This window comes from Pseudomonas sp. IzPS59, from assembly GCF_014863505.1.
In the GTDB taxonomy this organism is placed as follows: Bacteria; Pseudomonadota; Gammaproteobacteria; order Pseudomonadales; family Pseudomonadaceae; genus Aquipseudomonas; species Aquipseudomonas kribbensis.
In genome coordinates, this window is record NZ_CP062251.1 from 2,420,406 (window position 1) to 2,438,397 (window position 17,992).

21 protein-coding genes and 1 pseudogene are annotated in these 17,992 nt (G+C 60.0%); 11 read left to right on the forward strand and 11 right to left on the reverse strand.

Going from position 1 to position 17,992, the window contains the following annotated elements:
* Positions 1-12 precede the first annotated feature (12 nt).
* The 3 genes from IF189_RS10960 (at position 13) to IF189_RS10970 (ending at position 3,593) form a co-directional block, all read left to right on the forward strand.
* Positions 13-1,503 carry an aldehyde dehydrogenase gene (locus IF189_RS10960; protein WP_192553274.1) on the forward strand — a complete coding sequence of 497 codons (1,491 nt, stop codon included), beginning with the start codon at positions 13-15 and terminating at the stop codon, positions 1,501-1,503.
* 52 nt (positions 1,504-1,555) lie between these two features.
* On the forward strand, positions 1,556-2,839 hold the full coding sequence (locus IF189_RS10965; RefSeq protein WP_085686396.1) for an NAD(P)/FAD-dependent oxidoreductase: 1,284 nt from the start codon (positions 1,556-1,558) through the stop codon (positions 2,837-2,839).
* A gap of 205 nt (positions 2,840-3,044) precedes the next feature.
* On the forward strand, positions 3,045-3,593 hold the full coding sequence (locus IF189_RS10970; RefSeq protein WP_011333561.1) for a cupin domain-containing protein: 549 nt from the start codon (positions 3,045-3,047) through the stop codon (positions 3,591-3,593).
* Between the two features lie 68 nt (positions 3,594-3,661).
* Here the strand turns inward: IF189_RS10970 and IF189_RS10975 are convergent, their stop codons facing one another.
* The 3 genes and pseudogenes from IF189_RS10975 to IF189_RS10980 all read right to left on the reverse strand — a co-directional run bounded on the left by IF189_RS10975 (position 3,662) and on the right by IF189_RS10980 (position 4,615).
* Positions 3,662-3,949: a hypothetical protein gene (locus IF189_RS10975; protein ID WP_192553275.1), complete on the reverse strand. Its 288-nt coding sequence runs from the start codon at positions 3,947-3,949 to the stop codon at positions 3,662-3,664.
* A 173-nt stretch (positions 3,950-4,122) separates the two neighbouring features.
* Positions 4,123-4,263 (reverse strand): annotated as a pseudogene (locus IF189_RS28840) (fructose-bisphosphate aldolase); the annotation flags it as partial.
* A gap of 64 nt (positions 4,264-4,327) precedes the next feature.
* Positions 4,328-4,615, reverse strand: coding sequence for a fructose-bisphosphate aldolase (locus IF189_RS10980; protein WP_134827302.1), 288 nt, complete (start codon positions 4,613-4,615; stop codon positions 4,328-4,330).
* 588 nt (positions 4,616-5,203) lie between these two features.
* On the opposite strand from IF189_RS10980, the gene IF189_RS28845 reads away from it, so the two are divergent.
* The 8 genes from IF189_RS28845 to IF189_RS11020 all read left to right on the forward strand — a co-directional run bounded on the left by IF189_RS28845 (position 5,204) and on the right by IF189_RS11020 (position 10,138).
* The gene (locus tag IF189_RS28845) at positions 5,204-5,629 is read left to right on the forward strand and encodes a hypothetical protein (protein ID WP_179695544.1); all 426 of its coding nucleotides are present in this window, start codon (positions 5,204-5,206) and stop codon (positions 5,627-5,629) included.
* A gap of 124 nt (positions 5,630-5,753) precedes the next feature.
* Positions 5,754-6,122, forward strand: a complete 369-nt coding sequence (locus IF189_RS10990) for a hypothetical protein (protein WP_413038526.1) — start codon at positions 5,754-5,756, stop codon at positions 6,120-6,122.
* Positions 6,123-6,614: a hypothetical protein gene (locus tag IF189_RS10995; protein WP_413038522.1), complete on the forward strand. Its 492-nt coding sequence runs from the start codon at positions 6,123-6,125 to the stop codon at positions 6,612-6,614.
* A 201-nt stretch (positions 6,615-6,815) separates the two neighbouring features.
* Positions 6,816-7,205: a hypothetical protein gene (locus IF189_RS11000; RefSeq protein ID WP_134827299.1), complete on the forward strand. Its 390-nt coding sequence runs from the start codon at positions 6,816-6,818 to the stop codon at positions 7,203-7,205.
* A 15-nt stretch (positions 7,206-7,220) separates the two neighbouring features.
* A complete protein-coding gene (locus IF189_RS11005) occupies positions 7,221-7,643 on the forward strand; it encodes an HD domain-containing protein (protein ID WP_085708646.1) in 423 nt (140 codons plus the stop codon).
* Positions 7,644-7,671: 28 nt separating this feature from the next.
* A complete protein-coding gene (locus tag IF189_RS11010; protein ID WP_192553277.1) occupies positions 7,672-8,691 on the forward strand; it encodes an AbrB family transcriptional regulator in 1,020 nt (339 codons plus the stop codon).
* Between the two features lie 156 nt (positions 8,692-8,847).
* Positions 8,848-8,988, forward strand: coding sequence for a hypothetical protein (locus tag IF189_RS11015; RefSeq protein WP_167748769.1), 141 nt, complete (start codon positions 8,848-8,850; stop codon positions 8,986-8,988).
* Between the two features lie 364 nt (positions 8,989-9,352).
* Entirely contained in the window at positions 9,353-10,138 is a 786-nt protein-coding gene (locus tag IF189_RS11020) for a DeoR/GlpR family DNA-binding transcription regulator (protein WP_134827296.1), read from the forward strand.
* A 162-nt stretch (positions 10,139-10,300) separates the two neighbouring features.
* Here IF189_RS11020 and IF189_RS11025 read toward each other — a convergent pair whose 3' ends face one another.
* The 8 genes from IF189_RS11025 to IF189_RS11060 all read right to left on the reverse strand — a co-directional run bounded on the left by IF189_RS11025 (position 10,301) and on the right by IF189_RS11060 (position 17,985).
* Positions 10,301-11,584 (reverse strand): NAD(P)/FAD-dependent oxidoreductase, encoded by a 1,284-nt coding sequence (locus IF189_RS11025; RefSeq protein ID WP_114882248.1) that lies wholly within the window; start codon positions 11,582-11,584, stop codon positions 10,301-10,303.
* Between the two features lie 149 nt (positions 11,585-11,733).
* The gene (locus tag IF189_RS11030) at positions 11,734-13,098 is read right to left on the reverse strand and encodes a glutamine synthetase family protein (protein ID WP_134827295.1); all 1,365 of its coding nucleotides are present in this window, start codon (positions 13,096-13,098) and stop codon (positions 11,734-11,736) included.
* A gap of 423 nt (positions 13,099-13,521) precedes the next feature.
* Positions 13,522-14,868 (reverse strand): chromate efflux transporter, encoded by a 1,347-nt coding sequence (gene chrA, locus IF189_RS11035; RefSeq protein ID WP_192553278.1) that lies wholly within the window; start codon positions 14,866-14,868, stop codon positions 13,522-13,524.
* Between the two features lie 71 nt (positions 14,869-14,939).
* Positions 14,940-15,401, reverse strand: a complete 462-nt coding sequence (gene moaE / locus IF189_RS11040) for a molybdopterin synthase catalytic subunit MoaE (RefSeq protein ID WP_134827293.1) — start codon at positions 15,399-15,401, stop codon at positions 14,940-14,942.
* Between the two features lie 3 nt (positions 15,402-15,404).
* The gene (locus IF189_RS11045; RefSeq protein ID WP_134827292.1) at positions 15,405-15,656 is read right to left on the reverse strand and encodes a MoaD/ThiS family protein; all 252 of its coding nucleotides are present in this window, start codon (positions 15,654-15,656) and stop codon (positions 15,405-15,407) included.
* Entirely contained in the window at positions 15,653-16,138 is a 486-nt protein-coding gene (gene moaC, locus IF189_RS11050; RefSeq protein ID WP_039770876.1) for a cyclic pyranopterin monophosphate synthase MoaC, read from the reverse strand. The genes IF189_RS11045 and moaC overlap by 4 nt, the downstream gene beginning before the upstream one ends.
* Entirely contained in the window at positions 16,135-16,977 is an 843-nt protein-coding gene (gene fdhD / locus IF189_RS11055; RefSeq protein WP_192553279.1) for a formate dehydrogenase accessory sulfurtransferase FdhD, read from the reverse strand. Before fdhD ends, moaC begins: the two co-directional genes overlap by 4 nt.
* Before the next feature lie 108 nt (positions 16,978-17,085).
* Positions 17,086-17,985, reverse strand: a complete 900-nt coding sequence (locus IF189_RS11060; protein WP_085708636.1) for a LysR family transcriptional regulator — start codon at positions 17,983-17,985, stop codon at positions 17,086-17,088.
* Positions 17,986-17,992 lie beyond the last annotated feature (7 nt).

Consider the following 17,992-nt stretch of genomic DNA (forward strand, 5'->3'; position numbering starts at 1 on the left):
TGAGTCACCCCCATGACCATGACCCGCAACGACTGGGAACAACGCTTCCAGTCCCTGACCCTCGAATCCCGCGCCTTCATCAACGGCGAATACCGCCCGGCCATCAGCGGCGATACCTTCGAATGCCTGAGCCCCGTCGACGGCCGTTTCCTGGCCTCCGTCGCCAGCACCGATGAAGCTGACGCCAACCTCGCCGTCGAAGTCGCGCGCCAATCCTTCAATTCCGGCGTGTGGGCGAACAAGGCCCCGGCGGAGCGCAAGCGCATCCTGATCCGCTTCGCCGACCTGATCCTGCAACACCAGGAAGAACTGGCGCTGCTCGAAACCCTCGACATGGGCAAACCGATCAGCGACTCGATGAGCATCGACATCCCGGCGACCGCCAACGCGATCCGCTGGAGCGCCGAGGCCATCGACAAGATCTACGACGAAGTCGCCGCCACCCCGCACGATCAACTGGGTCTGGTCACTCGCGAGCCAGCGGGCGTAGTCGCGGCCATCGTGCCGTGGAACTTCCCGCTGATCATGGCCAGCTGGAAATTCGCCCCGGCGCTGGCGGCGGGTAACTCGTTCATCCTCAAGCCTTCGGAAAAATCCCCGCTGACCGCGATCCGCATCGCGCAACTCGCATTGGACGCGGGCATTCCGAAAGGCGTGTTCAACGTCCTGCCAGGCTTCGGCCACACCGTCGGCAAGGCGCTGGCGCTGCACATGGACGTCGACGTGCTGGCCTTCACCGGCTCCACGGCGATTGCCAAGCAACTGATGATTTATGCCGGCCAAAGCAACATGAAACGCGTCTGGCTCGAAGCAGGGGGCAAAAGCCCGAACGTGGTGTTTGCCGACGCACCGGACTTGCGCGCGGCAGCACAAGCGGCGGCCGGCGCCATTGCGTTCAACCAGGGCGAAGTCTGCACCGCCGGCTCGCGCCTGCTGGTGGAGCGCTCGATCCGCGAGCAATTCATCCCGCTGCTGGTGGAAGCGTTGCAGGCATGGAAACCGGGCCACGCCCTCGACCCATCGACCACCGTCGGCGCCGTGGTCGATCAGCGGCAACTGGACAACGTGCTGCGCTATATCAGCATCGGCCGGGAGCAGGGCGCCGAGCTGATCGCCGGCGGCCGCCGCACTCTCGAAGAAACCGGCGGCACCTATGTCGAGCCAACGATTTTCGACGGCGTGACCAACGCCATGACCATTGCCAAGGAAGAAATCTTCGGCCCGGTGCTGTCGCTGATCACCTTCGACACCGTTGAAGAAGCACTGCAGATCGCCAACGACAGCATCTTCGGTCTCGCCGCCGGGGTCTGGACCAGCAACCTGAGCAAGGCCCACACCTTCGCCCGTGGCCTGCGCGCCGGCAGCGTCTGGGTCAACCAGTACGACGGCGGCGACATGACCGCGCCGTTCGGTGGCTTCAAACAGTCGGGCAACGGTCGCGACAAATCGCTGCACGCATTCGACAAGTACACCGAGCTGAAAGCGACCTGGATCAAGCTCTGACTCTTTTACAGCGGTGGTCGCCTGCAACCGGCGACCCTCGGAGAATAAAAAAATGAAACAACAACACGTGAACAGCTACTACGCCGCCACCCGCAACGAAGTGATCGATTTTCCGGTCCTCGAAGAGTCGGTGGAGTGCGATGTCTGCATCATCGGCGCCGGCTACACCGGCCTGTCCTCGGCGCTGTTCCTGAGCGAAGCCGGCTACAAGGTGACGGTGCTGGAAGCGGCGAAAGTCGGCTATGGCGCCAGCGGTCGCAACGGCGGTCAACTGGTCAACTCCTACAGCCGCGACGTCGACGTGATCGAAGAGCGCTACGGCGACAAGACCGCCGAAATCCTCGGCAGCATGATCTTCGAAGGCGCCGACATCATCCGTTCGCGCATCAAGGAATACGACATCAAGTGCGACTACCGCCCGGGCGGCATTTTCGCGGCGATGAACAACAAGCAGCTCAAGGGCCTCGCCGAGCAAAAGCGCAGCTGGGAACGTTACGGCAATAAAAACCTGAAGATGCTCGACGCTGCGGACATCCGCCGCGAAGTCGGCTCCGACGCCTACGTCGGCGGCCTGCTGGACATGCAGGGCGGTCACATCCATCCGCTGAACCTGGCCCTCGGTGAAGCTGCGGCCATCGTGCGTCTGGGTGGCAAGATCTACGAGCAGTCCGCTGCGGTGGAAATCAAGTACGGCGAGCCGAACGTCGTGCGCACCGCCAAAGGCCAGGTCCGCGCCAAGTACCTGCTGATCGCCGGCAACGCCTACCTGCCGCAAGGCCTCGACAACCGCGTGACCGCCAAGAGCATGCCGTGCGGCTCGCAGATTTGCGTCACCGAACCGTTGACCGAGAAACAGGCCCGCAGCCTGATCACCAATAACTATTGCGTCGAAGACTGCAACTATCTGCTCGACTACTACCGCCTCACCGCCGACAACCGTCTGCTCTACGGCGGCGGCGTGGTCTACGGCGCCCGTGAACCGGACGACATCGAAACCCTGATCCGCCCGAAGATCCTCAAGACCTTCCCGCAGCTCAAGGACGTTAAAATCGACTACCGCTGGACCGGCAACTTCCTGCTGACCATGTCCCGCATGCCGCAATTCGGCCGCATCGAGAAAAACGCCTACTACATGCAGGGCTACAGCGGCCACGGCGTCACGTGCTCGCACCTGGCCGGCAAACTGATCTCGGAAATGATCCGTGGCGACGCCGAACGCTTCGATGCCTTCGCCTCGCTGCCACACATGCCGATGATCGGCGGCCGTACCTTCTCGGCCCCGCTGACCGCCCTCGGCGCGGTGTATTACTCGCTGCGCGACCGTTTCGGCATCTGATTTACCTCGCCGGCAGCGCCCCCGAAAAGGGCGCTGCCGGCTTTTTCATGTGCCGTCCATCGAACCTGCTGAGCAACACCGACAAACGTGATTTAATAGCCGCCTTTCACGGTTCCGGGACACGGGAGCAACGTGATCCGCGCGCCTTGCGCGGCACCCGCCACCCACCCCCATTACCCTTAAGTCGTTCTCACATAAGGCTGTCATGGATACGGGTTCTCGACTCAAACTAGTACGCGAAAGCTACAAACTCTCCCAGCGCGAGCTGGCCCGGCGTAGCGGCGTGACCAATGCCACCATCTCCCTGATCGAACAGAATCGTGTCAGTCCTTCCGTCAGCTCACTGAAAAAGCTGCTCGAAGGCATCCCGATGTCCCTGGCCGACTTCTTCACCTTCGACCAGCCCCCCCGCGAACACCAATACGTCTTCCGCGCCAACGAACAACCCGACCTCGGCCGCCACGGCCTGCGCCTGCTGCTCATCGGCGCCTCGGTCCCCAGCCGCCAGATGCGCCTGCTGCGCGAGCAATACGCGCCGGGCGCGAGTTCCGGGGAAGAGCCGATCGTTCACGCGGAAGGTGAAGAGTGTGGGTTGGTGACACGCGGCACCGTGGAGTTGACGGTGGACGGGCAGGTGAGCGTGTTGAGTGCGGGGGATGGGTATTACTTCCCGACGACGCTACCGCACAAGTTCCGGAATATCGGGGCGGATGAGGCGGAGATTATCAGTGCGAATACGCCGGCGAATTTTTGAGGGCGTTGTTTGCCGAGAGTCCATTAGATAGGAAATGGCGTGTTAAACCATTTCCTTTCAACGTTCTCTTACTTTGGGTCAGGATACGGTGGAATCGTTATCTTAATTCCTGTAGACCCTGGTTCTATTGTTGGGACTTTGTAGTTGTCTTTAACCTCCTCATATTTCTCTGGAGAAAAATACTGACCGCTTTGTGGGTCGAAGTACCATCCAGGTTTGACATTTTCAGGGCATACAATATGACTCTTGTCATACATTGCTGCAACTCCGGTGGGGAGCTGGGTTTCGTCAATGACGGAGCTGACCAGCAATAAGCTGGAGCCGTGTACTTCGGTGTGAGTCGCGAAATAATCCATCTTTAACGCCTCTTGTTGTCGGCTTGAGTCGTGTAGAAGCATAAGTAAGTGCAAGATTCTAATCACCTGTCAGAATTGACAGTTTTTTAGGTTTTGTGGTTATAGGCTTTATTACGGTTTCGAATAGATTTTGGATTGGCTCAAAAACAATACTCCGGAGAATGCTGCCTTAATTATTCAAGCTTCTTTCGCTCAATCACCCTAAATAAATCACTCACATCTTGCACCATGATTCTGGCGATGTTGGTTACTGTGTAGATGTCGTGCTCGGCATGGTCGTGGAGGCGGATGCAGGCCATCAGATCCAGGTATTTGGAGAGAAAAGGTGACAGAAAAGGTGACAGATTTATTTATGTGAATCTGTCACCTTCAAATGTTCTACCCAGGAACATCAAACCCTCGTTGCTCTATAACTCGGAACACATCACTTACGTCTTGCACCATGATTCTGGCGATGGTGGTGACGGTGTTGATGTCGTGTTCGGCGTGGTCAGGTAAGTGAATGCAGGCCATGAGATCCAGAAATTTGAGGACGGCATTCAGGCGTTCGCTGAGGCAGGCGTGTAAGTCGCGCAGTGGGGTGTCGGCGTCGATGAGCAGCACCGGGTGGTCGGTGGCCGGGTGGGACATGTTCGCGCAATGGCGCATAAGTTTCGGTGTTGTCATGGTGTTAATCCTTTGTTGAGAAGAATTGCCACCGTTCTGCTGCGAAACAAAATGGGTGGCAGCTATGCGCGGGTTCGCAGACCGGAGGATTAACACCAAGACCCGGCAGACCCGAAGGTCTCCCACGCACAACCGCCATAAAATTTGCGCAGCCGGGAGTCGGCCGTGCCAGACGGAATAGGGTGTCAATCTTAAGGGCTGCGAAACCCTATCGCCAAATTCGTTCAGCGACAGACCCACTCTAGGCACCGCTCCCCACCGTCGCAATCAGCCTGTAGGACGGGAAATCACCACGTGCGGCCAAAGGTTTTGCTCTCGCTCGGCGGCGCAACCGGCGTAATTCAAGGGCTGCAGATTACGAAGGGAAAATGACTCGCCGGGTTTGGAACCGCTTCGCAGCCGCGTAAGAACAAGCCCCCTCACCACGCGGAGCAATTTCCTACGGCGTTTTCAGATCAAAAAATTCCCCACACATTCCACCCCCGGAACTTTCCACAAAACCGATGTCAATTTGATGGCGTGTCGCGACGTTCATTCATCGGCTCAAGCAGTGCCAGGCTGGTTCCTGGTCAACCATGGAAGTGTGTGATGAGACTATTACTCGCAATGTTGTTGATGTTCAGCGGCTACAGCTTTGCCAGTTGCGGCAACATTGATGACCACGATCAGCGCGCCTATTGCAATGCGAGGGAGAGCGGTAGCAGTTGCGGCAATATCGATAATCACGATCTGCGGGCGGCGTGTAACGCGGAGATGGGCGGCAGTTCCTGCGGCAACATCGACGACCATGACCAGCGCGCCTACTGCAATGCCAAAAAGAGCGGCAGCAGCTGCGGCAACATCGATGATCATGACCTGCGTGCACGGTGCAACGCGGAGCAGGGTGGCAGTTCCTGCGGCAACATCGATGACCACGACCAGCGTGCCTACTGCAATGCCACGACGGGTGGCAGCAGTTGCGGGAATATCGACAATCATGATTTGCGAGCGCGGTGTGAGGCCATGAAGCGCTGATCTGGTTTTGATTGCGTCAAGCAGTGCCAGGCTGTTTCCTGGTCGATCAAGGAAGTGTGTGATGAAGAAAATACTGGCGATGCTGTTGATGTTTGCCTTCGCCGGCCATGCCTTTGCGAGCTGCATGAATATCAACGATCCGGATCAGCGCAGATATTGCGAGGCCAAGTCCGGCAGTGGCAGCTGTAACGACATCAACAATACGGACCTGCGCAGGATGTGCGATGCGGAAAAAGGCAGTGGTAGCTGCAACTCGATCAATGACGGCGATCAACGTCGTTACTGCGAGGCCAAAACCCGTGGCGGCAGTTGCAACAGCATCAACGATACGAATCTGCGCAGGATGTGCGATGCAGAAACAGGAGGCGGTAGCTGCAACTCGATCAATGATACCGACCAGCGTCTTTTCTGTGAGGCGAAAACCCGAGGTGGCAGTTGCAACAGCATCGGCAGCCAGGACCTGCGTAATCAGTGCGAAGCGATGAAGCGTTGATTGGGTGTGATTGCGTCAACCAGTGCCAGTCTGCTCACTGGTAAGCCAAGGAAGCGTGTGATGAAGAAAATACTTGCGATGTTGTTCATGTTTGCCTTCGCTGGCCATGCTTTTGCTGGCTGCATCGGTATCAACGATCAGGATCAGCGCAGATATTGCGAAGCCAAGACTGGCAGCGGCAATTGCAGCGGGATCGGCAATCAGGATTTGCGCAGGATGTGCGAGGCAGAAACCGGCCACGGCAACTGCAGTGGGATCTCTGATCAGGATCAGCGCCGCTATTGCGAAGCCAAGTCCGGCAGTGGTAATTGCAGCGGGATTGGCAGTCAGGATTTACGCAGGATGTGCGAGGCAGAAACCGGCCATGGCAATTGCAGCGGTATCGATAATCAGGACCAGCGCCGGTTCTGTGAGGCCAAAACCGGAAACGGCAATTGCAGTGGCATCGGTGATCAGGATCTGCGCCGTCAGTGCGAAGCCATGAAGCGTTGATCGATTGACCAAACGCCATACGCAAAAAGGGACACCCAACGGTGTCCCTTTTTCGTGGACGCCTGAAACGGAATCCCCGGACCACCCAGTCAATCTTTTCACTTGCCACAACCCGGTTCATCACCAAAGGTTCCCCCCATCCGCACCACGTCGTAGACTGCGAAACAAGTTGTAACGCCTCTCCCACGGACGGAACCGCGCATGATTCAGATCGGCCATCGCAACAACGCCCCCACGCCGCAGCACAAAAGCCAGGACATCTACATCTTCAGCATCGACCTGTCACGACCGGCGACGCCGTTCTGTTTCGAGCAATCGATTGGCGGCGGGCATGTGGAGCAGGGCGGTGCGCGGTGGCTGGCGCTGGATGAGCTGGATGGCTGGCCCGGGGAGTGGCGCGAGCATCTGAAGAAGGCCAATTGTGCCTGGGTGGCCGAGTTGCTGGATGCGCATCCGGGGGAGAGTCAGGCTGATCTGGTCTCGCTGATTCTCCAGCGCTACGCCGAGCCGGCGCAGCCGACCGGGCGTTTGCAGGCGATCGGGCGCTGGTTCAAGCGTCATTTCTATATTGGCGGCCGGTATGGCGTCTGACCCGAGGAAACGCCCATGACTCAGACTCTGGAACGCGCCATCGCCATTGCCGCCACGGCCCACGCCGGGCAGGTGGACAAGGGTGGTGCGCCGTACATTTTGCATCCGCTGAAAGTCATGCTGCGCATGAGCAGCCTGGAAGAACGCATCGTCGCGGTGCTGCACGATGTGGTCGAGGATTGCGGCATCAGCCTGGATGATTTGCGCAAGGAAGGCTTCAGCGAAGAGGTTTTGTCGGCTATCGAATCGGTGACCAAAGTGCCGGGCGAATCCTACGAGGACTTCGTCGAGCGTGCGGCGCAGAACCCGATCGGGCGGGTGGTGAAACTGGCGGATCTGGAAGAGAACAGCGACCTGTCGCGGATTGCCTCGCCGAGCTGGGAGGATCTGGAGCGGATCGAAAAGTATCGGCGGGCGATTGGACGGTTGCGCGCCTGACGTCATTTGAATAGCCAGGAAGGCGACCATGAAATCCATTCTGTGTTTGTTAATTGCTGCCGGATTCGGCGCGCTGTTGCAGTTCGAGGGCGTGCCCCACGGGTTGCTGTTGGGCTCGATCCTTGTCACCGCACTGGCTGCTACCAAATTTGGCTTCGCACCCAGAACCCCCTATGGCCTGGGTTACATCCAGGTCACCCTCGGCATTGCCACAGGCTTGATGTTCGAGGCCTGGGACAGTGCGACCGTTTCGACGATGTTGCCAAGCCTTGGACTGTTGCTGCTGTGCCTGACAGTACAAGTGGCGCTGTCCGCCTGGTGGCTGGCGCGCGGTGCAGGGTGGAATCGCACCGACGCCTTGCTGGCGGTCTATCCGGGAGCGTTGGCGGCGGTGTTTGATTTGCTGGAATCGCATCAGGCCTCGAGCAAAGTCATCATCGTGCACCTGATGCGTTTGCTGCTGATCACGGTGCTGGTGAGTTTGCTGATTCCCGGTCAGGCAACGGTCGCGGTGGCCGAGGTCGATCCGCTGTCCACGGGCATGGCGTTGACCGTGTTCTCGCTGATTATTTCGAGCATCGTGGTCGGGCGATTGCTGCTGGCGATTGGTGTACCGGCGCCGTTCATGTTGACTGCAATCATCCTCACCGCTGTGTTCCTGAAATCGGGATGGCTGCACGGTTTTCACATGCCGGACTGGAGCCTGAATCTGGCGGCGTTGATTCTCGGTGTGCGGATCGGCTCACGCTTCCAGGGCCTCGGACTCGCGGAACTGGGACGTCATGGCCGCACGGCACTGGTCTCGGTTGGTTTGATGATCCTGATTGCGGCGGGGTTTGCCGAAGTGGCGGCGCGGTTGCTGGGCAGTGATGCGTTGTCGCTGTGGCTGGCCTACATGCCGGGGGCGATCGAGACCATTGCCATCGTGGCGTTTGGTGGCGGGTTGAACGTGGTGTTTATCCTGACTCACCATCTGGTGCGGATGGTGCTGCTGCACTTTGCACCGGCGTTGCTAGTTCAGGTGCGTAGAGCGCGGGAAGAGGTTTGATTTGTGCGTCGTTCACTTATTTGTGTCTTGAGGTAGGTCATGGGGTCATGGGTTCGGTGCAAATGTGATGAGCTGGTTCACAAAAACTGGTTTTGTGGGACGGGTGTATCTCTCGTGGCTTCAGAGGATGCGCTTGATCTGCCGGATGGAAATCAAATGACCGCCAATCAACTCGTCGACAAGCTGTTTGCAGAGTCCGACATGCTTCTCAGATGCTGGAATTGCTCTCGGATCATTTTGTTGAACGAGCGGGGCGGGGAGTTTGTCGTCAAGTTCTTCGCGCCCGAAGAAGATTGATCTGTTGTGACGTGATTGTGAGCCTGGGCTGCCTGGCAGCCGACAGGAAAACTCTAGATAAGGCAATTAGAGGTGCGCCGCAAATCCTTCACTACGTGATGGCGACGTCCGCGTAAATCACGCGTGCCCCAACGCAATCGCAAACGACACAACGATCATGCACGCAAACGCAAAATTGAGATTCATGAGCTGTTCATCCTGAGCCTTATTGAAGTGGGGCCATTGTGAACAGGCTGAAAGCAAAGAAAAAATTCGGCTTCATGATTTCAAAGATCGAAACAATTGATATCAGCCGGTTTGTGTTTGGCAGAGGCATTGGTTAGGCTCGCCAAACCTGCAACTACAAGCACAAACAGGCAAAACCATGCATGATCATTCCGCTTCCGAGCTTCCCTCCCTGCGTCGGCAGAAAATCCTGCTGATCCTCGAACGTGACGGCAAGGTCATGGCGTCCGAGTTGAGCCAGCATTTTGCGGTGTCCGAAGACACGATCCGCCGCGATCTGGCGGAACTGGACAATGCCGGACTGGTGCAGCGGGTGCACGGCGGGGCGCTGCCGCGACCGAAGGATACCGGCAAGGATTACTTCACGCGGATCAGTGAAACCGACGAGGTGAAAACCAGCCTTGCGCAGCTGGCGGCGGGAAGGGTGAAGGACGGTCAGATCGTGCTGTTCGATTCCGGCACCACCACGTTGCAGATCGCCCGTTCGTTGCCCTCGGATATTTCGATCACCGCCGTGACCACGTCACCGATGACGGCGATCACTCTGGCTGAATACAAGGGGATCAAGGTGATTCTGGCGGGCGGACAGCTGAATCTTGCGACGATGTCGGTCAGTGGCCACGAGACGGTGCGACTGCTGCAAAGCATCAAGGCTGACCTGTTGTTTACCGGGGTTTGCGCGATTCATCCGGAGGTGGGGTTGAGTTCGCTGTATTTCGATGAGGTGCCGGTTAAACAGGCGTTGTTCGACAGTGCGGCGCAGGTGATTGCCGTGACCACCGCCGACAAGTTGGGGGCAGTGGAGCCGTTTGTGGTGGCGCCGTGCAGCCGGGTGCAGACGTTGATTACCGAGCGGCATCTGGCGTCGGGCAGTGCCGAGGATTATCGGCGGTTGGGGATTGAGGTCGAACAACTGCAGGATTGAGATTTTGTGGTGATGCTGATGGCCCCATCGCTGGCAAGCCAGCTCCCACAAAGTCCGCCATGTACGCGATATCTATGTACAACTCCGAACCTGTGGGAGCTGGCTTGCCAGCGATGAGGCCAGTCGACTCAATGCATAAACCGGCATGCAGTCAAAAGGCGATCAGCGCAATTTTTCCAGCATCTGGTAGTACCACATGCCCGCCGCCAGCATCGGATTCCCCAGCAGATCTCCCATAGGCACGCGAATGTGCGAACACGCGGCAAACGTGTCGAACTGCTGCATTTGCCCGGTGATCGCCCGGCTCATGATTTCGCCCATGATGTGGGTCGTGGCGATGCCATGGCCGGAGTAGCCCTGGCAATACCAGACGTTGTCCGAGAGCTTGCCCAGTTGCGGAATGCGGTTGATGACGATGCCCATCGCGCAGCTCCACTGGTAGTCGATCTTCACCCCTTTGAGCGCCGGGAAGGTCTGCTCGATGCACGGCCGCAGTTCGCCGGCGATGTCCCGTGAGTCCTTGCCGCTGTAGTTGGCGCCGCCGCCGAACAGCAGGCGGCCGTCGGCGGTGAGGCGGTAGTAGTCGAGGACGAAGCGGCAGTCGTAAACGGCGAGGTCTTCGGGGTTGATCTGCCGGGCCAGATCCCCCAGCGGTTCAGTGGTGACGATGCCGCCCATGGCCGGGAAAATCTTGCCCTTGAGCTGGCCAGGTTCGAGCTTGTGGTAGACATCGCCGGCCAGCAGCACCTGATTGGCGTCGATCCGGCCATGGGCCGTGCGAACGCCCGGACTGTCGCCGTGGATGATCTCCAGCACTTCGCTGTTTTCGAAGATCAGCGCGCCAAGGCTTTCCGCCGCCCGTGCTTCACCGATGCACAGGTTGAGCGGGTGCAGATGCATGTTGCGGGTGTTCTTGATCGCGCCGTGATAAAGATCACTTTGCAGCAGGTCGCGCACCTGGCTGCGGTCGAGCAGGCTGACTTCATCGCCCATGCCTCGGCGTACGGCTTCGTCGTAGTCGCTGCGTAAACCGGCCATGTGGCTCGGCTTGTAGGCGGCGTGCAGGTGACCGTGCTTGAGGTCGCACTCGATGCCGTATTTCTCGACGCGCTGCTTGATGATTTCGTGGCCGCGCCAGCGCAGGTGCCAGATGAAGTCGTCGACCTCATCGCCCAAGGTGTTGCGCATCTGTTTGCGCATCGCGCCGTCGCCGGACAGGCTGCCGGTCACCTGTCCGCCATTGCGCCCGGTGGCGCCCCAGCCGATCTTGTGGCTTTCGACGATGGCGACTTTCAGGCCTTTTTCGGCCAGTTCGACGGCGGTGGCGACGCCGGTGAAACCGCCGCCGATGATCACCACATCGACCTTGTGCCGGCCTTGCAGGGTCGGGTAGTCGGTGTCGCGGTTGAGGGTGGCGGTGTAGTAGGAATTGCTGCGTTCAGTCATTTTAAGTTCCACACAAAATTCGGGAGGCCAAGCGCGATCCCTGTGGGAGCTGGCTTGCCAGCGATAGCGGAGTGTCAGTCACCAGAGATGTGGAATGTGCCAACCCCATCGCTGGCAAGCCAGCTCCCACAGTGGACCGAGGGGAATGTTCAGGCTTCGGTCAAATACCAGCGCCAGTCCTGCTCACCCACTTCGGCCATGAACTGCCGGTATTCCGCACGTTTCACTGCCAGATATACACCGAGAAATTCCTGCCCCAGCGCATCCCGTGCCCAGGCCGATTTTTCCAGCGCCGTGAGCGAAGTCAGCCAGTCGGTCGGCAGCAATTCCTTCGCCTGCGCATAGCCATTGCCTTGCACCGGTTCGCCCGGATCGATGTCTTCTTTTATGCCGCGATGAATGCCCGCGAGGATCGCCGCAGCCGCCAGATACGGGTTGGCATCAGCGCCGCAGATGCGGTGTTCGATGTGCCGGGTGTTGGCCGGGCCGCCGGGCACGCGCAGGCTGACGGTGCGGTTGTCGACGCCCCAGGTCGGCGCCAGTGGCGCGTAACTGTTGGCCTGGAAGCGACGGTAGGAGTTAGCGTTGGGGCAGAACAGCAGCAGCGAATCGAGCAACGAGGCGAGCATCCCGCCAATCGCGGTACGCAGCAGCGGCGTGCCGGCCGGATCCTCGGAGGCAAACAGATTGCGGCCCTCGGCATCGGCGAGGCTGACGTGCATGTGCATGCCGGTGCCCGCCAGATCATCGAAGGGTTTGGCCATGAACGTTGCCTGCATGCCGTGCTTGTGCGCCACGGCTTTGACCAGCCGTTTGTAGCGCACGGCCTGGTCCATCGCCTCCAGCGCATCGCCGTGTTCGAGGGTGATTTCCACCTGGCCCGGCGCGTATTCCGAGATCGCCGTGCGCGACGGAATACCGTGCAGTTTGCAGGCGCTGTAGAGGTCGGCGAGGAACGGTTCGATCTGCTCCAGCTCACGCAAACCGTAGACCTGCGTGTGCCTCGGTCGACCGCCGTCGGCATCCAGCGCCGGTTGCGGGCGACCGTTGTGATCGCGTTTGGCGTCGAGCAGATAGAACTCCAGCTCGCAGGCCATCACCGGGTGATAACCCTCGGCCTTGAGGGCGTCGATGACCTTGATCAGCAGGTGACGCGGATCGGCAATGCTCGCCGGCATGCCTTGTTCCGGGTGCATGCTGACCTGCACCGCAGCGGTGGGAATCTGCCGCCACGGCAGGCGCACCAGACTGCCTTCCAGCGGGTAGGCGCGGCAGTCGATGTCGCCGACGTCCCACACCAGACCGGAGTTTTCCACGTCCTCGCCGTGCACGGTCAGGCCGAGGATGGTGCTCGGCAGCGGGCGACCGCTTTCGTACACGGCGAGCAGTTCTTCGCGGTGCAACAGTTTGCCGCGCGGCACGCCGTTGGCGTCGAGGATGAACAGCTCGATCATGTCGATGTCGGGGTTCTGATCCAGAAAATTGCGTGCGTCTTCAATGGCTGCGAATTTCATAATCAATCACTCACGATGGCGCCGCACAGGCGCGCAGATTCGGTCCGGACGCAGCTCGGCAAAAGGCGCGGGCGTCCTGGCAGGGATATCGAAAAAGAGGGGGGAGCTGTCGCGGTTTTTAACGGCGCGATCAGACGGGCAGGCAGATATCCGGCGGGCGTGCGGAGTGGCGCAGCTTGGAACGGCTCAGGGCCATGGGGAGATTGACGATGCGATTCATGCGCAGCCCCTGTGAAGGAGGGCGCACAGTGCAGAGACGTTCAACGATTCTGATTGTTGTAGTGACGTGCTCATGACGCGTGTTTCCGTTGGCGGAAAACGTCGGCGGCGGGAGTGTCCCGCCATGCCGGTGTGGTTGGATAGTAAGGGGGAAGTCCGGGATAAGTAAACGCCTGATTCCGATGCGCGCGGCAAGCCACCGGCTCAGCGCAACAGATGAAACCCCAGCCCGACGAGGGCGCAAACGATCAACACCTCGATCACGCCACGCTTGAAAACAAACAACCCGAGGGTGGCGGCGAGGGCGAGCAGCAGCGCAAAAAAATCTGGCTGTGCGGCAAAACCTTTGGGCCAGAACACGTGGTAAGCAAAGAAACATGCGAGATTGAGGATTACCCCGACCACGGCTGCGGTGATCGCCGTCAGCGGTGCGGTGAACTTCAGTTCGTTGTGCGTCGACTCCACCAACGGCCCGCCGGCAAGGATGAACAGGAACGAGGGCAGGAAGGTGAACCAGGTCACCAGCGTCGCCGCCAGTGCGCCGGCGGCAAACGCATGTTCCGGGCCGAACGTCGGTTGCACGTAAGCGCCGACGAACCCGACGAATGCCACGACCATGATCAGTGGCCCCGGCGTGGTTTCGCCCAGGGCCAGTCCGTCGATCATCTGCGTCGGGGTCAGCCAGCCGTAATGCCCGACCGCGCCTTGATACACGTAAGGCAGCACGGCGTAAGCGCCGCCGAACGTCAGCAGCGCCGCTTTGGTGAAGAACCAGCCCATCTGGGTGAAGGTGCCGTCCCAGCCGAACAATGCTGTCAGCAGCGCCATCGGCAGGCACCACAGCAACGCGCCGATCAGTACCAGACGCCACAGCCTCGGCAGACTGAATCGCGCATGTTCGGGTGGTGGGGTGTCGTCATCGATCAGCGCCGGGCCGAAAGACTTTTCGCTGCCACGATGACCGCCATTGTTGAATCGCTGTGGGGACCAGCGTCCGCCGAAATAGCCGATCACTGTCGCACCGAGCACGATCAGCGGAAACGGCACGTTGAAGGCGAAGATCGCCACGAATGCCGCTCCGGCAATTGCCCACAACCACCCATTTTTCAAGGCTCGCGAGCCGATGCGATGGGCCGCGTGCAACACAATCGCGGTCACCGCCGGTTTGATCCCGTAAAACACCCCGGCCACCACCGGTACGTCGCCAAACGCGATGTACACCCAGGACAGGGCAATCAGGATCAGCAGCGAAGGCAGCACAAACAATGCGCCCGCCAACACACCGCCACGGGTTCGGTGCAGCAGCCAGCCGATGTAGGTCGCCAGTTGCTGGGCCTCGGGGCCGGGCAGCAACATGCAGTAGTTGAGCGCATGCAGAAAGCGCCGCTCGGAAATCCAGCGCCGGCGCTCCACCAGTTCCTGATGCATGATCGCGATCTGCCCGGCGGGGCCGCCGAAGCCGATGCAGCCGAGTTTGAGCCAAAAGGGCCAGGCCTGACGCAGGCTGACAGGCTGGGGGCGGGGCAAGTCCTCGGGGGGCGTTGTGCTCAAGTGCGGCTCCACGGTCCAATCGGTGCGAGCCGCTATCTAATCAGGCTTTTGTTGCAGCCGACAGTGCCCCGTCAGGCATGCGCCAGACTCCAGCGAAACGCCGCATTCTGATCACTCTCCCGTGCCTCGACCCAATGCGAACCATCAGGCGTGGTCTCACGCTTCCAGAACGGCGCACGGGTCTTGAGCACATCCATGATGAACGCACAGGCCTCGAACGCCGCATGCCGGTGCTTGCTGCTGACGCCGACAAACACGATCGGCTCGGTTACCGACAGCGCGCCGACCCGATGCACGATCTCCACCGCCAGTAGCGGCCAGCGTTCGCGGGCCTGTTCGGCGATCTGCTCCAGAGCCTTCTCGGTCATGCCCGGATAGTGCTCCAGAAACAGCTCCGTCACCGACTGCCCGACGTTCAGATCCCGCACATAACCAATGAAATTCACCACCGCGCCCACCCGTGGATTGCGCGCATGCAGATCCGCAATCAATTGACCGGCATCGAAGCCTTTACGCTGGACTCGAACCCCCATGGTTCAACCTCCCGTGACCGGCGGGAAAAACGCAATCTCGTCGAAATCCTCGATGGCCTGATCCGGCTGACACAACTCCTGGTTCACCGCACACATCAGGTTGCCGGCACCGAGTACTTCACGCCAGATATCGCCGCGCTGCATCAGCATCTGCCGCACATCCTCGACACAGGCAAGGGCGCTGCTGGCGGGAATCTTTTCACCGCCCAGATTGAGCCGGTCACGGTAGCTGGCGAAGTAGTTGATCAGGATCATTGCGGGTTCTCCCATTGAAAGTGCCCTGAGCGGCCGCCCTGTTTACTCAGCAGGCGGATGTCGCCGATGACCATCGCCCGGTCCACCGCTTTGCACATGTCGTAGATCGTCAGCGCGGCGACGCTGGCGGCGGTCAGGGCTTCGAGTTCGACGCCGGTCTGGCCGGTGAGGCGGCAAGTGCTGGTGATCTGCACGCGGTCCGGTTCGCAGGCCTTGAGTTCGACGTGGATCGAACTGAGCAACAGCGCATGACACAGCGGAATCAACTCGTGGGTGCGCTTGGCCGCCTGAATCCCGGCGATCCGCGCCACGGCGAACACGTCGCCCTTGGGGTGGCCGTTGGACTGGATCATTTGCAGGGTTTCAGGACGCATCTGCACCCAGGCTTGCGCGGTGGCTTCGCGGCGGGTCGCGGCCTTGTCGCTGACGTCGACCATGTTGGCGCGGCCCTGATCGTCGAGGTGAGTGAGGGTGTTGCTCATGCGGTTGGCTCCTGGATCGGGCTGTAGATTCGGGGGGCGTTGCGGTGTGGGACGTGGATCAGGTTCAAGCGGTGCTTGAGTGCCCAGCGCACGGTCAGCGCGGTGGGGGCGGACAGGCTAACGAGGGTGCCAAGACGGGCGCGCACGGCTTTGTGGATCAATTCGAGGCTGCAACGGCTGGTGACCACGACGAAGCCCTGACGTGCATCAAGGCCTTCGAATTGCAGGGCGCCGATCAGCTTGTCGAGGGCGTTGTGCCGGCCGATGTCTTCGCGGCACAGCAGCGCTTCGCCAGCGGCGTCGAAGTACAACGCCGCGTGCAGGGCGCCGCTGCTGCGCGCCAGTTGCTGAGCCTGTTCGATGCGCTGGCGGATGCCGTCGAAATGCGCTGCCGGTGGCAACGGTGTCGGCGTCAGGATTTCCAGTTGCGGCAGCGCCTGTTCAAGGGCCTCTACGCCGCAGAGCCCGCAACCGCTGGTGCCCGCCATTTGCCGGCGATGATCCTTCAGCGCCCAGAATGCGCGGCTGGAAATCTGCACGTCGGCCTGACAGGCCTGGTCAAAGTGAGTTAGACGGATGTCGTGGATATCATCGAGGCTGTCGACGATGGCGTTGCTCAGGCTGAAGCCGCGAATGAAGTCTTCGATGTTGCCGGGCGAGACCATCATCACCGCCTGGTTCAAGCCGTTGTAGCTGATGGCCAGTGCGATTTCCGCCGCCAGCGCCGCGTGGGACAGCGGCGCGTCGCCGAGGTATTCGCGATAAGCGACCTGCGCCGGTTGTGGCGCGGGGGCGTTGGCGTCGCCCGTTTCGATGGTTGGTTCAACCTGGCACAGCATCTTGAAAATCCCCGAAGCGCTGAAGTGGGTTCAGGCTACGGGGCAGGGAAAAGTGCGTCCAATCGCTTGTTCCGATGCAGTGATTGGATTGGTCGATCACTGAAGGCGTTAAACGGCAGGCGCCTCGATCCCGAACATCTTCCGCGCCTCGGCAAAACACTTCTCGGCAATCGCCGAGCGCGGTTCAGTCTTGCGCATCACCAGCCCCAACGGCGCGAGCACGCTGGCATCCGGCAGGTTGATGAAAGCCAGATGTTCGATCGGTTCTTCCAGACCGCTGTCCAGCGGCATGATCGAGCAGCAGAAACCCTGGTGAATCGCCTGCAGCAGTTGATAGGTCGAATCGCTTTCCATGATCGGCTGCGGATTCAACCCGCGACTGCGGAAACTCAGGTCGATGGATTTGCGGTAATGCATGCCGGTGGTGATCATCCCCAGCGGCAGTTCGGCGGCGTCTTCCCAGCTCATCTCCGGGCCTTCGAAATGGAAGTGACGGGTGTCGTAAAGCAGGCCGACGCGGGTCTCGCCGATCTCGAAAAACTCGAAATAGTTCGGGTTGACGTGGTCGAGATAACACACGCCCAGGTCCAGCTGGTTGTTGCCCAGACCCTCGATGATCTCGTCCGAACTCAGGGACGACAGGCTGTATTTCAGCTCGGGAAATATCCCGGACAACCCCTGAATGTAATTGACCGGATTGAAGTTGCTCAGCGGCACCAGCCCCAGACGCAGGCTGCCGACCAGTTGCCCGCGACAGGCAGCGGCTTCGGCGAACAACCCGTCGTGGGCGGCCAGCAGGGTGCGGGCCCAGGCCAGTACGCGTTCGCCGGCCTGGGTGAAACCTTCGAAGCGCTGGCCGCGATTGACCAGCACCAGATCCAGCTCGTCTTCCAGATTGCGCAGGCGCATCGACAGGGTCGGCTGGGTGATGTGGCAGCGCGCGGCGGCCTGGCCGAAGTGGCGGGTTTCGTCCAGCGCAATCAGGAACTTGAGTTGTTTGATGTCCACGATGGCA

Excerpts from the sequence above, each read along its gene's own strand:
- IF189_RS10960 (WP_192553274.1), top strand. The coding sequence starts at position 13 with ATGACCATGACCCGCAACGACTGGGAACAACGCTTCCAGTCCCTGACC.
- IF189_RS10965 (WP_085686396.1), top strand. The coding sequence starts at position 1,556 with ATGAAACAACAACACGTGAACAGCTACTACGCCGCCACCCGCAACGAA.
- IF189_RS10970 (WP_011333561.1), top strand. The coding sequence starts at position 3,045 with ATGGATACGGGTTCTCGACTCAAACTAGTACGCGAAAGCTACAAACTC.
- IF189_RS10975 (WP_192553275.1), bottom strand. The coding sequence starts at position 3,949 with ATGGATTATTTCGCGACTCACACCGAAGTACACGGCTCCAGCTTATTG.
- IF189_RS10980 (WP_134827302.1), bottom strand. The coding sequence starts at position 4,615 with ATGACAACACCGAAACTTATGCGCCATTGCGCGAACATGTCCCACCCG.
- IF189_RS28845 (WP_179695544.1), top strand. The coding sequence starts at position 5,204 with ATGAGACTATTACTCGCAATGTTGTTGATGTTCAGCGGCTACAGCTTT.
- IF189_RS10990 (WP_413038526.1), top strand. The coding sequence starts at position 5,754 with ATGAATATCAACGATCCGGATCAGCGCAGATATTGCGAGGCCAAGTCC.
- IF189_RS11000 (WP_134827299.1), top strand. The coding sequence starts at position 6,816 with ATGATTCAGATCGGCCATCGCAACAACGCCCCCACGCCGCAGCACAAA.
- IF189_RS11005 (WP_085708646.1), top strand. The coding sequence starts at position 7,221 with ATGACTCAGACTCTGGAACGCGCCATCGCCATTGCCGCCACGGCCCAC.
- IF189_RS11010 (WP_192553277.1), top strand. The coding sequence starts at position 7,672 with ATGAAATCCATTCTGTGTTTGTTAATTGCTGCCGGATTCGGCGCGCTG.
- IF189_RS11015 (WP_167748769.1), top strand. The coding sequence starts at position 8,848 with ATGACCGCCAATCAACTCGTCGACAAGCTGTTTGCAGAGTCCGACATG.
- IF189_RS11020 (WP_134827296.1), top strand. The coding sequence starts at position 9,353 with ATGCATGATCATTCCGCTTCCGAGCTTCCCTCCCTGCGTCGGCAGAAA.
- IF189_RS11025 (WP_114882248.1), bottom strand. The coding sequence starts at position 11,584 with ATGACTGAACGCAGCAATTCCTACTACACCGCCACCCTCAACCGCGAC.
- IF189_RS11030 (WP_134827295.1), bottom strand. The coding sequence starts at position 13,098 with ATGAAATTCGCAGCCATTGAAGACGCACGCAATTTTCTGGATCAGAAC.
- moaE (WP_134827293.1), bottom strand. The coding sequence starts at position 15,401 with ATGGGGGTTCGAGTCCAGCGTAAAGGCTTCGATGCCGGTCAATTGATT.
- IF189_RS11045 (WP_134827292.1), bottom strand. The coding sequence starts at position 15,656 with ATGATCCTGATCAACTACTTCGCCAGCTACCGTGACCGGCTCAATCTG.
- moaC (WP_039770876.1), bottom strand. The coding sequence starts at position 16,138 with ATGAGCAACACCCTCACTCACCTCGACGATCAGGGCCGCGCCAACATG.
- fdhD (WP_192553279.1), bottom strand. The coding sequence starts at position 16,977 with ATGCTGTGCCAGGTTGAACCAACCATCGAAACGGGCGACGCCAACGCC.